The sequence below is a fragment of the Virgibacillus sp. L01 genome (assembly GCF_052246775.1).
Taxonomy (GTDB): Bacteria; Bacillota; Bacilli; order Bacillales; family Amphibacillaceae; genus Lentibacillus.
This window is the reverse complement of record NZ_JBQQCP010000003.1, coordinates 76,638-93,514: the sequence shown is the minus strand read 5'-3', so window position 1 is coordinate 93,514 and position 16,877 is coordinate 76,638. Positions and strand designations below refer to the sequence as shown.

15 protein-coding genes and 1 other annotated feature are annotated in these 16,877 nt (G+C 37.0%); all 15 genes read right to left on the bottom strand.

The genetic code is table 11. The features are described 5' to 3' along the window. Positions 1-190: 190 nt before the first annotated feature. Positions 191-2,956: an isoleucine--tRNA ligase gene (ileS, locus tag ACTWQM_RS07495; RefSeq protein ID WP_443257561.1), complete on the bottom strand. Its 2,766-nt coding sequence runs from the start codon at positions 2,954-2,956 to the stop codon at positions 191-193. 66 nt (positions 2,957-3,022) lie between these two features. Continuing rightward, positions 3,023-3,246 (bottom strand) — a binding site (T-box leader). Positions 3,247-3,307: 61 nt separating this feature from the next. Continuing rightward, positions 3,308-3,814 carry a DivIVA domain-containing protein gene (locus ACTWQM_RS07490; RefSeq protein ID WP_443257560.1) on the bottom strand — a complete coding sequence of 169 codons (507 nt, stop codon included), beginning with the start codon at positions 3,812-3,814 and terminating at the stop codon, positions 3,308-3,310. A 108-nt stretch (positions 3,815-3,922) separates the two neighbouring features. Further along, positions 3,923-4,699 (bottom strand): YlmH family RNA-binding protein, encoded by a 777-nt coding sequence (locus tag ACTWQM_RS07485; RefSeq protein ID WP_443257559.1) that lies wholly within the window; start codon positions 4,697-4,699, stop codon positions 3,923-3,925. 11 nt (positions 4,700-4,710) lie between these two features. Continuing rightward, on the bottom strand, positions 4,711-4,986 hold the full coding sequence (locus ACTWQM_RS07480) for a YggT family protein (protein ID WP_443257558.1): 276 nt from the start codon (positions 4,984-4,986) through the stop codon (positions 4,711-4,713). A 6-nt stretch (positions 4,987-4,992) separates the two neighbouring features. Then, the gene (locus ACTWQM_RS07475; protein ID WP_443257557.1) at positions 4,993-5,424 is read right to left on the bottom strand and encodes a cell division protein SepF; all 432 of its coding nucleotides are present in this window, start codon (positions 5,422-5,424) and stop codon (positions 4,993-4,995) included. A gap of 12 nt (positions 5,425-5,436) precedes the next feature. Then, on the bottom strand, positions 5,437-6,114 hold the full coding sequence (locus ACTWQM_RS07470) for a YggS family pyridoxal phosphate-dependent enzyme (RefSeq protein WP_443257799.1): 678 nt from the start codon (positions 6,112-6,114) through the stop codon (positions 5,437-5,439). A gap of 27 nt (positions 6,115-6,141) precedes the next feature. Beyond that, positions 6,142-6,951, bottom strand: coding sequence for a peptidoglycan editing factor PgeF (gene pgeF / locus ACTWQM_RS07465; RefSeq protein WP_443257556.1), 810 nt, complete (start codon positions 6,949-6,951; stop codon positions 6,142-6,144). Positions 6,952-7,004: 53 nt separating this feature from the next. Next, positions 7,005-7,280: a YlmC/YmxH family sporulation protein gene (locus ACTWQM_RS07460; RefSeq protein WP_443257555.1), complete on the bottom strand. Its 276-nt coding sequence runs from the start codon at positions 7,278-7,280 to the stop codon at positions 7,005-7,007. A 935-nt stretch (positions 7,281-8,215) separates the two neighbouring features. Further along, positions 8,216-8,995 (bottom strand): RNA polymerase sporulation sigma factor SigG, encoded by a 780-nt coding sequence (sigG, locus tag ACTWQM_RS07455; RefSeq protein WP_443257554.1) that lies wholly within the window; start codon positions 8,993-8,995, stop codon positions 8,216-8,218. Between the two features lie 123 nt (positions 8,996-9,118). Continuing rightward, positions 9,119-9,838 (bottom strand): RNA polymerase sporulation sigma factor SigE, encoded by a 720-nt coding sequence (sigE, locus tag ACTWQM_RS07450; RefSeq protein WP_443257553.1) that lies wholly within the window; start codon positions 9,836-9,838, stop codon positions 9,119-9,121. A gap of 69 nt (positions 9,839-9,907) precedes the next feature. After that, positions 9,908-10,828, bottom strand: a complete 921-nt coding sequence (spoIIGA, locus tag ACTWQM_RS07445) for a sigma-E processing peptidase SpoIIGA (protein WP_443257552.1) — start codon at positions 10,826-10,828, stop codon at positions 9,908-9,910. 737 nt (positions 10,829-11,565) lie between these two features. Continuing rightward, positions 11,566-12,705 carry a cell division protein FtsZ gene (gene ftsZ, locus ACTWQM_RS07440; RefSeq protein ID WP_443257551.1) on the bottom strand — a complete coding sequence of 380 codons (1,140 nt, stop codon included), beginning with the start codon at positions 12,703-12,705 and terminating at the stop codon, positions 11,566-11,568. A gap of 128 nt (positions 12,706-12,833) precedes the next feature. After that, positions 12,834-14,114, bottom strand: a complete 1,281-nt coding sequence (ftsA, locus tag ACTWQM_RS07435) for a cell division protein FtsA (protein ID WP_443257550.1) — start codon at positions 14,112-14,114, stop codon at positions 12,834-12,836. Between the two features lie 523 nt (positions 14,115-14,637). Next, positions 14,638-15,438, bottom strand: a complete 801-nt coding sequence (locus ACTWQM_RS07430) for a cell division protein FtsQ/DivIB (RefSeq protein WP_443257549.1) — start codon at positions 15,436-15,438, stop codon at positions 14,638-14,640. 291 nt (positions 15,439-15,729) lie between these two features. After that, positions 15,730-16,830, bottom strand: a complete 1,101-nt coding sequence (gene spoVE / locus ACTWQM_RS07425; RefSeq protein ID WP_443257798.1) for a stage V sporulation protein E — start codon at positions 16,828-16,830, stop codon at positions 15,730-15,732. Positions 16,831-16,877: the final 47 nt, after the last annotated feature.

Genomic DNA, 16,877 nt, shown 5'->3' with positions numbered 1-16,877 from the left:
CGCTTGCGGGGTCTTGCGTCGCTTGTTCTTCCCGCAGGAGTCTCGCATATTTCCTCTGCTGATGCGCATTCACCTTTTTTACCGGTGAAATTTTCACATTAATAACAACAAAATTTCAGAAGACAACCAGTGGAAATCAACAGGCCTAGCACATTTATAAATAGTTTGAATTTACTGCTTTATTGTCGAATTATGAAATTGATTCACTATAGTGTTCTTTCACAATATCTGCACATCGTGTACATAATTCTGGGTGATCTTTATCTTCACCAACAGTTTCAGAAGCTGTCCAGCAGCGTTCACATTTCTCTCCAGGATGCTTTTCAACTGCAATATCAACGTAACGGTATTCAGAAGCATCAGCTGAATTTTCTGCAATAACAGCTTCGGAAACAATAAACAGTTGATGAACATTAGAGATTCCCTCTAATACTTCTTTTGTCTCTGCATCTTTTGGAACTAAGGTAATTTTAGCCTCTAACGACTTTCCAATAACCTTTTCGTTACGGGCTTCTTCTAATGCTTTAAGGACATCATCACGGACTTTCATGAAGTGATCCCATTTATCTTGGGAATTTTCAAAGTTAGTGATCTTCCTTGGTTCTGGAATATCCGTAAGTTGAACACTTTCTTCTTCCACTCCAGGAATATATTCCCACACTTCGTCTGTTGTATGCGGAATAATTGGTGTCAGTAATTTAACAAGTGTTGTTAAGATTTCATAGTATCCTGTTTGAATACTTCTTCGGCGCTTATTATCTTGTGCCTCAATATAAAGAACATCTTTTGCGAAATCCAAATAGAACGAGCTTAAATCAACAGCACAGAAATTATGAATTTGTGAAAAAATCGGTGAATACTCAAATTTTTCATAGCTATCATGAACGGTTGATACTAAATTCTGCAAGCGATGAACCATATAGCGATCTACTTCTTCCATTTCACTTTCGGGAACAGTGTCCTTTTCTGGATCAAAGTCTGACAGATTAGCCAGCATAAAGCGAATCGTATTTCTGATTTTTCGATAGGCTTCAGAGATTTGTTTTAAGATTTCCTGTGAAATTCTAACATCTGCTTGATAATCAACTGATGATACCCATAAACGCAAGATATCGGCACCTAATTGTTTTTGAACCTTAGATGGAACCATAACATTGCCTAATGATTTACTCATCTTACGTCCATTTCCATCAAGCACAAATCCATGACTGATAATATTTTCGTATGGCGCCTTACCAGTTACCGCAACAGAAGTTGATAGTGATGAGTTGAACCAGCCACGATATTGGTCGCTTCCTTCCAGATAAACATCTGCCGGCCGACGGTGATCTTCACGCCCCACAAGAACTGCCTCATGAGATGAGCCTGAATCAAACCATACATCCATAATATCAGTTTCCTTGGTAAACTTACCATTTGGACTATGTTCTGAAGTGTATCCCTCTGGCAATAAGTCTTTTGCTTCCCACTCAAACCAAACGTTAGACCCATGTTCAGCAAATACGTGTGAAACATGTTCAATCGTTTCATCGGTAATAATTGGTGTGTTATCCTCCCCGTAAAATACTGGAATTGGAACACCCCAGGTACGTTGGCGTGAAATACACCAGTCTTCACGGTCACGAACCATGTTATGAAGCCGTGTTTCACCCCATGACGGATACCAATTAATTCGATTGATTTCTTCCAAAATATTTTGTCGGAAATCCTTTATAGATGCAAACCATTGTGAAGTAGCACGGAAGATTGTTGGCTTTTTCGTACGCCAGTCATGTGGGTACGAATGCGTAATAAATGTCAGCTTCAACAGTGCGCCAGCTTCCTCAAGCTTTTCCGTAATCGGCTTGTTCGCCTGATCATAGAATAATCCTTCAAACCCTGGAGCCTCAATGGTGAAAACACCTTTATCATCAACTGGAGACAGAGCATCCAGTCCATAAGACCTCGATACATAAAAGTCATCTTCACCATGACCTGGAGCTGTGTGGACACAACCAGTTCCTGCATCTGTAGTAACATGGTCACCAAGCATGACAAGTGAATCACGTTCATAAAATGGGTGCTTTGTAACAACTTTATCTGCTTTCTCGCCTTTAAATGTGTTAACTACCTCTGGATTTTCCCATTCCAATTCTTCGGTGACCGTTTCTACTAAATCGGAAGCAATAATATATTTTTCATTATTAACGGCAACAGCAGAGTACTCAAGATCTGGATGTAAACTAATTCCAAGATTGGCCGGAATAGTCCAGGGTGTAGTAGTCCAAATGATGAATTTATCTCCAGCATCAAGTACGCCTTTTCCATCTGTTACATCAAATGAGACATAAATGGATGGTGAACGTTTATCATGATATTCAATCTCTGCTTCAGCTAATGCTGATTCTGATGATGGTGACCAATACACAGGTTTAAGTCCTTTATAAATATACCCTTTTTTAGCCATATCACCGAAAACTCTGATTTGTGCTGCCTCATAATCTTTAGTAAGCGTGATATACGGGTTATCCCAATCACCCCGTACACCTAATTGTTTAAATTGTGTACGTTGATTATCAAGTTGCCCCATTGCGTATTCCGCACATTTTTGTCTGAAATCAGCAATACTCATTTCCTTACGCTTGATTTTTTTCTTTTTTGTCAGTGCAGTCTCAATAGGAAGTCCATGTGTATCCCAGCCAGGCACATATGGAGCATGATATCCAGTCATTGATTTGTAGCGTGTAATAAAATCCTTTAATATTTTATTTAGTGCGTGACCAATATGCAAATCACCATTTGCGTATGGAGGACCATCATGCAAAATAAATGATGGGCGTCCTTCTGTTCTTTTTTGTACTTTTTCATAAAGTTTTTTATCATCCCACGTCTGTTGGCGCTGCGGTTCTTTATTCGGCAAATTGCCGCGCATTGGGAATTCTGTTTTTGGCATTAGCAATGTATCTTTATACTCCACTTGTTCATCCTCCTATACATTCTAGTTATAGTTAAATTAAATTAAAAAAAGCCTTCAGACATCCCCAAAAGGGACGAGAAGACTCGCGGTACCACCCTTATAAATTTAAAATAATCGCATTTTAAATTCACTCGATATTCGTAACGTGAACTGACGCCCATTTCTACTGTATTCATTCAAAATGGATACTCAAGAGTGATTTTCTGAAGTATTACTGTATCAGGCTTGCACCATTTCCCGACTCGCTTAACAGCAAATTACATTCATACTGTCTCTATCATCGTAGTTTTCATTTGCATATAACATTTGTGTATAATGAATTATATGTAAAATTCCATAAAACGTCAAGGCTTATGATTCGTTATCAGCAGCCGCTTCAAGCTCTCCGCTAAATTCTGCATCAAACAATTCTTCCCAGTCATCGGTACCAATCATCTCTAATTGAGCTTCAACAAGCATCTTTAAACGTGTCCGGAATACTTTTGCTTGCTTTTTCAACTCCTCAACATCCATTGAAATACGGCGGGATTTATTTAACGCTTCATTAATAATTCGGTCAGCATTTTTCTCAGCTTCTTTAATGATTAACTTTGATTCCTTCGTTGCATTCCCTTTAACTTCTTCTGCTGTTTCCTGAGCAATCAAAATGGATTTATTTAAAGTTGTCTCAATGTTGGTAAAATGACCCAGTTTTTCATTCAACTGTTCGACTTTCTCTGTTAATTCTTTTTTTTCACGAATTGCCATCTCATAGTCTTTTATTACCTGATCCAGAAATTCATTGACCTCATCTTCATCATATCCACGAAAACTTCTTGTAAACTCTTTATTGTGAATATCTAATGGTGTTAATGACACAAAGGCCACCTCCTTAAAATTTTTAACCCAATTATTAGTAATAAAATAAATTCCTATATTACGTCTTTATTCGACATAAACTACAATTATCCTTTAAATAATCCGAAATTATTTTAAAATAGCAGTAGTAATTCTGTGTCTATCTTTTTTAGTAATCCCATTAATGCTAATTAGCTTACTTCTACCTTTACCTCTCAATGAAAGCATGTCTCCTTCAGTTAGCAAAAACTTTCCATCATCAACAACTCTGAAATTAACTTTCACATACCGTTTTGCAATATATTCAGATGCATCTTTTCTGGAAATATTGTAAATTGCTTTTAAAACTGCATCTAATCGTAATGATGAAACGGTCTGATCTGATTCAATCCACTCTGCTTTCTTTTTTATAATTGACGACAATGGTTCCTCTGAAAGTTTGATAGTTGCTTTTTTAATTGCTGTAAGATTTGCAAATACATATGCAGCTATCTCATCTGCCAATACAATTTGAATTGTTCCATTCTCAACGAGTATATCGCCGAGTTTTTTTCGCTTAATGCCTAAAGATAAAAATGCCCCCATGACATCTCCGTGGGTTATTGTTACAAATTTTTCATGATAAGAAGCTTGCATTAGCGTGAGCTGATATGACTCATCGGTTACTTCTTCATATAGGGGAGCAATAATTGCACGTTTTCTCTCTGCAAATTCACTCCCGCCATTCTGATAAAGCTTAAGTTCTTCATGGCTCGTCCCTATTAGCATAGCAACAATCTGTTGTTCGCGCGGATCAAGAAAATCGGTTACCTTGTGCTGAAATGTTTTCTCAACTTGATCTATCCAGGACAACACATTATCAATAAATGGGTGTTCTTCTTTTCTGAAATGCTGGTAAATATCCACGTTTATCTGCCTTAAAACCAGCCCGTCAGCATATTGAATAATACAGGTAACCCATAGGCACGTGCAAAGAACAACACGAAAATCCCAACAATTGGTGATAAGTCAATCATTCCAAGTGGTGGAATAATCTTCCGAAATGGTTCCAGATACGGTTCACAAATCTTTGTCAGAAAACTGCCGAATGCAGATTCCCGTGCTCCCGGAAACCATGACATAAAAATATAAATAATTAAAGCAAAACTATAAATTTCAAGTGCATAATATAATACCGTATGAAGTGATTGCATTAACGCCTACCATCCTTTTTCAAATTCGTCATTCTCTTCAAATGATTCTGTAATTGTTCCCGATACATCAACATTCTCAGGGGTACATAAAAATGTTTGTGCACCCAATTTCTGAATGTCACCACTAACGGCATACACCGTTCCACTTAAAAAGTCAACAATGCGTTTTGCCTGCTCATGATCCACACGCTGCAAATTAATAACTACTGCCCGTCTGTTGACAACATTGTCAGCTATTTCCTGCGCCTCATTATAGTTTCGCGGCTCAGACAGTACTACTTTGGATGAAGGTTGCTGCATGGTAGCCAGGTTAACTACATTCTGATTTTTTCGTTTTTGATTACTGGTTGTGTCTGGTACATCCTCTTCTTGTTCCTCGTAATATTCATACTCATCATCCATCGTAAAAAAAGTTTTTATTTTATTCATCATACTCATCTTCTCACCCCGCTATTTTAATGATCCAACTAATTTTGAACCAATTCGGATATGTGTTGCTCCCTCTTCAATGGCAAGTTGATAATCATTGCTCATCCCCATCGATAAATAGTTACAAGGAGCATGAACAAGTTGCTCATTTCTGACTTCATCTCTCAATGAAGCAAGTTTTCTAAATATGTCCCGTAAATATTCTTGGTTTTCTCCATGCGGTGCCATCGTCATTAGGCCTATTATTCTAATATTTTCAAAGGCTTCCAACGATGAAATGAAAGGAAGAACATTCTCAGGACTAAGACCATGTTTTGATTCCTCGCCACTAACATTTACCTGAACAAAACAATCCATTGGGGTTGTTGTCCGTTTGTTAATTTCTTTCGCAAGCGACTTGCGATCTAACGAATGAATCACGTCCACTTTGTCAATTATTTCTTTTACTTTTCTTGTTTGTAATGTACCAATAAAGTGCCATGAGGCCTGATCCTGTATGTAATGATATTTTTCCAGGAAACCTTCAAGCCGATTTTCGCCAAGATTTTTAATTCCAGCATTAATCGTTTCCTCTGTTCGCTCTATTGTAACATATTTCGTTACGCCAATAATGGTTATTTCGCTGGGATTACGATTACTTTTCTCGCATGCTTGTCTTATATTGCTGTTTATTTCATTCAGATTCGTTACTACTTCCATTATTACCATTGCTCCTCCCAAGTATAATCATGTTGTATAGCCAATATACCCTAGCATTCTGCCTGTTTTACCATGATCACGTCGATGTGAGAAAAATAATTCTTGATCGCTGAATGTGCAATATTCTGTAACCTCTATATTATGACGAACAACCCCCTGTTGTAAAAGGATTTCGACATTTAATTGCTTTAAATCCAATAAATAGTGATTATTTTCTTTTGGAATGACCGTTTTTCTTTTGTACTTTTCCGGAATTTGTCCAATAACTTTTTCATCGACCTCGTATACATTTTGAGATATACACGGTCCTACTGCAACTAGGAGAGTATCTGTGTTTACTCCAAGTGACTTAAATGTATCAACCATTTTTTCACTAATTCCGTGGACTGTTCCTTTCCACCCAGCATGTGCTATACCTATATAACTCGTTTCCGGATCGAAAAAATACAATGGAACACAATCAGCATAAAACGCGGTGCACAATATACCAGCACGATTTGTTATCAGGCCATCAATGTCATTTAATGAAGACTGGTAGGATTCTGCACCCTTCCCTTTATCCTCTTCCTTAATAATGTGTACATTTGTGTGATGTGTTTGTTCCCCGGAAACCCATGACTCTAAAGGTATATTTATATCATTAGCTAAAGTCTGTCTATTCGCTAAAACATCTTCCTGAATATCAGCCACATGCAAACCAAGGTTTAACGTATTAAACGGTAATTGGCTTTGCCCGCCATTACGAGTCGTAAAACCAACTTTTAAATTTTTATTTAATTTCTGCCATTTATCAATCTGCAAATAGGCTTCTTCATTATGCTGGAAGGTATCAGCCATATTAGTACCTCCTTGGTATAGTAAGTTAGCACCATCTTATCATAATTTCTCCATTATTCGATAAGTTTTTGTTCCGGATAGAGAGATGGCGTATTCACATCCCTTATTAGGATAACATCTGAGCCAATCGTTTCAATATTGTACCATGGTATTACCAATTCTCCAGGCTTCCCAAATAAACCTGCTTTCTTATCCTTCACAATAATTATTAGTGCTGTAATTCTACCATTATCTCCGTTTATTTCTAAATCTGAAATATGCCCAAGCCTTCTGCCATCATTAATGACGATAACCTCTTTAATTTGAAGATCGGTTAATTTTATCATCATGACTCACCTGCCTTAATAATGATATATATGCAAAGAAACAGCAAAAAAAACTTGAATATAGAGTAAAATTAATTTTATTCCTTATTTTTAATACAATCGAATCTCGTTAATAAAAAGTGGTATGAAAAAATACTTTTTCTCACAATAAAAGAAGCTGGGACATCACTAAAACTTTCTACATTCAAGACGAATAATAACAGGATATGATGTTTAGAACGTTCTTTTTCAATAGTTGGATATGTTACGTATTTGATATAAACTGCGAACTAACATGCTGAGTGCTATGACACCGCTTCGGAATTACACTACGCTGGGACTGTTTACCTTGATTTTCTTAGCCATAGGGAACAATTCAACTTCTAATCAAGAAGCCTCTTCCAGTGGAGGCAGAATACGTAGACTCCTATGGGAACAGCACGTTCCAAAGACCCCGGATGTAGCATCTAAGTGAAGACCGACTAAAACCGTTCTTTGCGGACAACGTCGGCATACCCCTTGCCGGGGCAAGGAGGCTGAGGTCGTGCCCATGGAAAGCGAAGTATTCTGCCGAAACGAATGTAAGCACTCAGCCATCATTAGAACAAAAGAAAATCTTCACTAATTCGAAGTTTATATCTAATCAATAACAAAAATAAATCCGAACTACCTCGAATCCTTTCTCAAGAATTTCGAATCATAGTTCGGATTTTTCTTTAACTAAATCACTTTTGTTCCAGCCATCGATTGTATATATGGAAATAGCTTGTAACAGGGAACAGTCCGTGCTAGGTACTGACATTGCCCTTGGCGAAGGCGTACTTAGCCTTTGAAGATGTCTCCGCTTTTCGTTGGCTAACCTAACGACTTGTGACCTAAGCAATAGTCACTTGAGCAAAAAGACCAGTGCTATACGGACTTTTTGCTTATCCATGACGTCGTTGACCACTCCGCTTTTACTATTCAAACATTTGTTTGTTCATTTGGGAAATGGCTGCTTTCTCCAGGCGTGATACTTGTGCCTGTGATATGCCAATTTCATCTGCTACTTCCATTTGTGTTTTACCTTGGAAAAAACGTTTATTCAAGATCATCTTCTCTCGTTCATTTAATCGATACATTCCTTCTTTTAACGATAACTTATCAACCCATGTTGAGTCCTTATCCGAATCATCGCTTATTTGATCCATTACATAAATAGGATCACCGCCATCATTGTATATTGGTTCAAACAATGAAACCGGGTCCTGTATGGCATCCATTGCAAACACAATATCTGAATGAGGAATACCCATTTCTTCGGCAATTTCCATTGGTGTGGGTTCTTTTGAAGACTTACTAATTAACTTCTCTCTCACTTGTAATGCTTTATAGGCAATATCCCGCAAGGACCTAGAAACTCTAATCGGGTTATTATCACGCAAATACCGTCTGATCTCACCAATAATCATCGGAACAGCATACGTGGAAAATCTAACATTATGTCCTAAATCAAAATTATCAATTGATTTCATTAGTCCAATACAACCTACTTGAAACAAATCATCAACGTACTCACCGCGATTATTAAATCGTTGAATCACACTTAAAACGAGTCGTAAATTTCCATTAACCAGTTCCTCTCTCGCTGATATGTCACCTTCTTGCATTTTTGCGAACAACTTGCGCATTTCATCATTCTTTAGTACAGGTAACTTAGATGTATCAACACCACAAATCTCAACTTTATGTCTAGTCATTCTGTTCTACCCTCCCGGTTGGAGATGCTGTTCATGGACAGTATCTCCCCGTAGAGGATTTTTTATGCAAAGATCTCATGTTCAAAAACGGTCTAAAAACACTTAATTTCCTGTCGCAGTATGTCAGACCATTTTATTAAATTCTTTTTGTAAACGCCTAATAATTTTTTTCTCTAATCGGGAAATATATGACTGAGAAATGCCTAACATATCAGCGACATCTTTCTGAGTTTTTTCTTCTTGCCCTATTAAACCAAAGCGAAGCTCCATAATTTGTTTCTCACGCGCGTTCAATTGTGACAGGGCATTTTTTAATAAAGATTTATCCACATTTGTTTCTATGTCTCGAGTAATTATATCTTCATCTGTACCCAAGATATCTGATAACCGTAATTCATTACCATCCCAGTCTATGTTAAGTGGTTCATCAAACGAAATTTCAGATTTTAATTTATTATTTCTTCTCAGGTACATTAGTATCTCATTTTCAATACACCTGGATGCATATGTTGCTAACTTAATTTTCTTCTCTGGATTAAATGTATTGACAGCTTTTATTAAGCCAATTGTTCCTATACTTATCAAGTCTTCAATATTTATACCAGTATTTTCAAATTTACGTGCGATATAGACAACCAAACGCAGATTTCGTTCGATCAGTACTGCCCTGGCAGATTTATCACCCTTTGGAAGTAATTCAAGTAATTCTCGTTCTTCATCTTTTGATAGTGGTGGCGGTAATGCTTCACTTCCGCCAATATAATAGATTTCGTCAGTTTTATATCCAAGCTTAAATAATAATTTATACCACCATAAACGCATTCGCAGTTTCCAAAATTTCAAATTAAGACGCTCCTTTTTAGCATTTATTTCACTATAATTGGCGGAAATAGCCACCTTCACAGAATAGTTTTACGCAGAATTAACAGTTGCCATTTTTACAATCTGAGGATGTAATAAACAATGATAAGATTGGTCTTTTGTCAGATCAGCAAATTGAATTCCTATCAAAATTTTACGGGTAACAATCTTCTGGTCATTATAAAAAATCACGACATTGTCCGGCTTTATAGCCATCATAAAGGTTCGGTTACCTTCAACACCTTGAAATGGAATAATATTAATCCGTTTTTCCCAATCTTTCGGCAGCTTCTCAAAATCTAACTCATCATGAGCGACCTTCAACATTTCCCATTCATCTGAACTGAACCATTTTTTTAAGAAATACTCATCACATATAATGACAGGTTTCTTTGATAATGGGTCTACAAGCTGATTCCCACTATCTATATACCCTGTAGTTGAATTACTTTTATTTTCAATTTGGATAGTTACCGGACAGAGTTGATCATATCGAATTTTTTCGACTGCATGCTTGTCCATACGAGCCTTAGTGAATATCCAAACTAATGGGAATCCTATAACGATAAATAACCAGCTAATCGGATCTCCGTAGCCACTATTGAAAGTTAGAATACCATTGGCAGATAAACCAATCGGATCTTGAAGCAAAAAATGAATTCCTATTAATCCACCCCCTATGGCAAATGTCGTAAAGTAAAACAGAAGAAGCAACTTTATCATTCGATAGATCGACCGAAACTGAAAAGCGCATAATATTATAATTATCGAATAAATAAGCTTTCCTATTACACTAGTAAAAAACGAATTCGGATAAAAAATAGATAACGGAACTAATAACGAAGCGATAAACGCACCCAACAAAATCCGAACCTTTTGTGTGCTGTCTTTTGCCAGAGCTTGAGTTAGCATTAAAAGCATCAAGTCCAAGAAGAAATTTAACAACCAGACAGCATCAAGATAAATGGTCACGTCCTTCTTCCTTTCACCTTACTGGAATACCTTATTTAGAAGTATAGTTTGTTTAGCTAGCGAAGTCTGTCACTTCTTGTATGCAAAAATGTGCTAATTTTAACTACTTATCGGAGACTTTGTCGGCTTAAATAAGAGGCATTAAAAAAGGGCTGCGACATAGCTACAATTTTCCACCTTGAATCCGAATAATAACAGGATAGGAAATTTAGATCGTTCATTTTCAATGGCTGGATATAATATGTTGTTGATGTAAAGTGTGTCACAGACTATGAGTAACAAATCTTAGTATGTAGTGTGGCTCTCTGACCACGCAGTTGGAATACACTTGCTTTCCGTGGACTCACCACGAGCCACCGACGCATAGGACGTGCTAGTGCAGACGTTGCCACAGGACGTGGCGTGCTTAGTCTGCCTCGCTCGCAAAGAACGCTCCCTGTGGGGTCTCTTAGGTTCGCTGTCCCACAGGAGTCTTGCATATTCCAACTGCTAGTTTAAATGGTTTCAAAATCCTTGCTTTATCCCTCACACTTTATCTGTTATTTATAAGATGTGCGTAATGTATTTCCGAAGCGATTTCTAACACTCAGCTATTGTTTCGCAGTTTATTTCTAATCAGCAACAAAAAAATCCGAACTAATTCAAATTCTATTTCAAGAATTTTGAACCATAGTTCGGATTTTTCTTTGACTAAAACACTTTGTTCCAGTCTCTTACTGAAAAGTTACTATTATTATTTATCTGTTGCGATTACGATTTCTTAAGAACGTAGGAATATCCAGTTCGTCATCCTGTGTAGTAGGACGACTTTGCTGATTTTGTCCTCTTTCTCTTTCTCTAGGCATTTCATCATTAGCCTTAGATGCAGCATGCTGATTATGATTAATAACCGGACGTTCTTTAGGCTGTTTACCTGCTTTTTGGCTTTCATCGAAACCAGTAGCAATTACTGTTACGATTATCTCATCTTTCAAATTCTCATTTATAACGGAACCAAAGATAACATTTACTTCGTCATCTGCAGCTGAAGTCACCAAATCCGCAGCTTCCTGTACTTCATACAAGCTTAAATTAGAGCCACCTGTTATATTCATAAGAATGCCATGTGCCCCGTCAATAGAGGTTTCCAATAATGGTGAAGAGATAGCTTTCTTAGCTGCTTCAGGAGCTCGATTTTCTCCAGTGGCAATACCAATCCCCATTAACGCAGACCCTTTATCAAACATGATTGTCTTCACGTCTGCAAAGTCAACATTAATCAAGCCTGGTTTTGCTATTAGATCAGAGATACCTTGTACACCTTGACGCAATACATTATCTGCCTCACGGAATGCTTCTAACATCGGTGTATTCTTATCAACAATCTCCAGCAAACGATCATTCGGAATAACAATTAAAGTATCTACACTGCTTTTAAGAGAATCAATTCCAGTTACAGCCTGAGTAGATCTTCTTTTTCCTTCAAAAGTGAAAGGACGTGTCACAACACCGACAGTTAATGCGCCAAGTTCTTTAGCGATTTGTGCGATTACAGGCGCAGCACCAGTTCCAGTGCCTCCACCCATACCAGCTGTAACAAATATCATATCAGCACCTTGCAATACTTCTTCCAACTGTTCTTTATTTTCTTCAGCGGCTTTTTTACCAACCTCAGGATTTGCACCTGCACCAAGCCCACGAGTCAATTTCCCGCCTATTTGTAATTTTGTTTCTGCCATTGATAGATTTAAAGCTTGTGCATCTGTATTAACGGCAATGAACTCAACACCCTCAACACCATGTTCAATCATACGGTTAACAGCGTTGCTTCCGCCACCACCGACACCAATAACTTTAATTGTTGCTAGTTGATCCATATTCGTATCAAACTCTAACATATTTCCGTTCCTCCTAATATGCAAAATTACAAGAGTTCTAGAAGCTAACTATGTTCCAGGGAACTATATTCAGTATTGAGAAAACACAGCTAGAGGCACTAACTATATTACTCTGCCCCGCCTACTGTTTAGTCAAAAAAATATTTAAACAAATTAGCCATTCCAGATTCTTTTTTCTTTGTTTTTGTTGTTTCATCTGATTTTGTTGATTTTTTTGTACGTTTTGACTTCGTTTCATCCTGATTTACTACTACAGATGGATACAGTTCTTTTCCTTGTATTTTCGCATTCCGATAGGCAAATTGCAAGATTCCTACTCCAGCAGTAAACTGTGGTTCTCTTACACCTATGTAATCAGGGATGGCCATGCGTACATTTGACTGAAAAATATCCTGAGCAAGTTCCAGAACACCCGGCATCTTCATTGTACCACCTGTCAGCACATACCCACCAGGTAATTGTTGGTAACCTATACGTCTGATTTCCCGTTCTGCATAAGCATATATTTCCGCCAGCCTTGCTTCTATTATGTCAGCAATCTGTAATTGGTTATGCGTTTGTGTATTATTACTGCCGATAATAGATGCCTCAAACGTTTCTTCTTCTTTTGCATCATCAAAAAAGGCATGCCCATAATTTAATTTAATATCCTCCGCCTCTTCCGTTGAAGTTCTTAAGCCAATTGATAAATCCTTCGTAATGTTATCGCCGCCAAGTGGTACTACACTGGTAGATACCAGGTGCTCATTTTCAAATATCGAAACTGTAGAACAACCTCCACCAACATCAATAAGTGTTACGCCAAGGTTTTTCTCGTCTTTGGATAGAGCCACCGTTCCGGCTGAAAGTGGTTGTAAACAAATATCTGAAACCTGTAAATTTGCACGTTCCACACATTTTAAAATGTTATGTAAAACTGTTTTGGAACATGTTATTATTGTTCCTTCCATTTCTAGTCTTACGCCAATCATTCCTCTTGGATCGGTTATCTCATCTAATCCATCGACAACGAACTGTTTGGGAATTACATCAATAATCTCGCGTTCTGGTGGAATTGATATTACTTGAGCACCATCGATAACGCGTGAGATATCCTCATCACCAATCTCCCGGTTTTCACTTTGAACTGCTACAACTCCATGACATGGCTGTAATTGTATGTGATTCCCGTTAATACCAACTACTACACTATCAATTTGCATTCCAACCATTCGTTCCGCTTGTTCGACCGCATTTCGAATGGAAGTTACTGTTTGGTCGATATCAACTATTGCACCTTTTTTCATGCCATTCGATTTTGCTGTTCCAACTCCAATGATATTAAGAGAGTCGTTTAATACTTCTCCAATTATTACTTTAATTTTTGATGTACCTATGTCAAGACTCACTAGTACTTCGCTGTTGTTCAAAGAAAGGCACCTCCTGATTCAGAAGCATCTGATCATTATTTTTATCATCAGATGATTTCTCTTATTCCATTTTCTATTATTTGCAGTTTTGAAAGTATATCTACTTTTTTACTGCATAAGTGCAACTAAGGCTTTTTCATTAAAGCTTGCACTCTAAAGAATAAAGAGATCTATGAAAACAAAATCGCATCCATGAGATTTCTCTTTATCGAAAAGCCAAGTTTTCTTATTATACTATAATCTACCATTTTAAAGGAATTTAACTAAAAAGAAAATATATATTAGTTAATTCAACAAAAAAGCTACTAATTCCTTCTATTTTAGCAAGTTTTCTTACTATTTTTTAGTGATTAATCATTACGGGGGCTAAGCAGTAAAATACGCATCCATAAATTATCCCTTTATCGATAACCATTTTTTCATCCTTACTCTGCTTAAGCTTTGGAACCCACTATATATATTTCGTTAAATATATTGTAAATGTGACTTTCTTTCACAATAAAAGTATTTATCACTCATACGATTATCCTTCTTCTCCATTCTGAACCTCTTCTTCATTGGTAGTTTCTTCAGTTTCTTTTTTAAACGATTCAAAATATGCACCTACACCAATATGAATAATTCCCTTACTCTCTGGACTAAGCTGTGCAACGATTGATGGATATACATCCATCTTATCTGCAAAATTCCTTATCGTCCCGTCAACCATATAACCATCATTCATGTAAAGCAGGATTTTATTCTTATTATCATCACTTGGTTTCCAATGAATTTCCGAGATTAAATTCAATATGCTTACAGGAAGTTTTTTTAATTCAGCTGTCATATTATTCAAATAATCCTCGTCACTAAAGCCAAGAATTAAAGGAGCATTTCCATTAGCTAATTTCTGCTTCATTTCAGTTAAAACTTTACCATTTCCCAAAATTGGAAAAAAACTGCTCTCTCTTTTAATATAACCGACATGATTGTACTCTTTAACTTGAATTTTGATTGTCCAAGGTAACTGTCGATTCACCTCTACCGATTTAACTACCGGATTTTCACTAATTGCCTGTACTACTTTCGATTCATTGATCATCCATATATTCGAAGCATTGGAAATTTTACTTTGCTGAATAACTTCCTGATCTTTAGCAAATGAATTCCCTGACACTTCAATTGTTTTCACATGGCTTAATGGTGATTGAAGGTATACAATAATGGAGATCAAAAAGAAAAAAATAGAAAGATAAAATATGAGACGGCGATTTGCCTTCTTTTTACGTTCCTGTTTCAACATTGGGATACGATCCTCAATCGAAACTACATTCTTTTTCCCCATTTCTATTTCTTCCTTTATCAGAGAATTTTAGTTATAAAATGAAAAGAACGAAACGGCACTATACAATGCCGTTTCTCTTATGTTACAAGAATTATATCACATAATGGATTTAAATATGTAGTAAACATTACCTAGATTGAGGTATTTTTTGCTAGAATACGCAGCTTATCGTAAAAGGGTTGCTAAGAAAGCGACTTAAGCTTTCTTAGCAACCCTCTGCTCGTAGTAAGAGCCTTAGTTGGCACTTCACCAGTTAAATTGTATTTACGCCTTTTTTTACTGCCAAAAATATTATAGTTTTGAGTATTTGCTAATATTTAACAAAATACCGACTGAACATAGCGTTAACGTTAATGACGATCCACCATAGCTAAGAAATGGTAATGTTATTCCAGTTACTGGGATTAATCCAATAACGACACTAATGTTGATCATTACCTGTATTGTCAGCATGGAGACAATTCCAAGTGCCAGGAACCTTCCATATGTATCCGGTGCTTCAAGTGCAACCTTTACCCCCCGCCAGAATAGTAACATAAATAGACCAATTACGAATGTGCCACCTAAAAAGCCTAGTTCCTCACCTAATATTGCAAAGATAAAATCATTTTGCGGTTCGGGTAAATAGAAATGTTTCTGTAAACTATTGCCAAGCCCGACCCCTGTTAAACCTCCAGGACCAATGGCATATAATGATTGAATAATTTGAAAACCTGTATCAGATGGATCTTCCCATGGATTTAAAAAGGCTGTTATCCGGTCTATTCGGTATGGTGCTGATATAATCAACAACAAGAAACCTGCAATTCCAAGAACTGCTAACCCTAAAAAATGGGACAATCTGGCACCAGCAGTGTAAATCATTACCATGGATGTAAGTACAAGTACAACACCTGTACCAAGATCCGGTTGCAGCATGATTAATCCAAACGCTGTAAAGACTAATAAAAGCGATGGAAAGAAACCCTTTCTAAAAGAGGTGATATACTTCTGCTGAACGGACAGGTATACCGACAAATATATGATTAAACCTAACTTCATAAACTCAGAAGGTTGAATACTAAATGCGCCAATACCAATCCAGCTTTGGGCTCCACCACGCTCCATACCAACCCCTGGAATTAAAACTGCCAGCAATAACAAAAAGCATGACAGCAATATGAGTTTGCTGTACTTCTTCCATGTACCATAAGGAACTCCCATTATAAAGAACATGGCTACAAGACCCACGCCACAAAAGAGAAGTTGACGTTTTACGTAAAAAAATGAATCTGCATATTTGTAGTCTGCCCATACATACGAAGAGCTATAAACCATAACGATTCCAATCAAGAGTAACGATAATATAACAGCCAGTAATGTATAATCTGGTGCATTCTGGTTTTTGAAAATTCTCCGGAACAAAAAAACACCCCGTTTCCAGTTTAATCAGGAGGGGC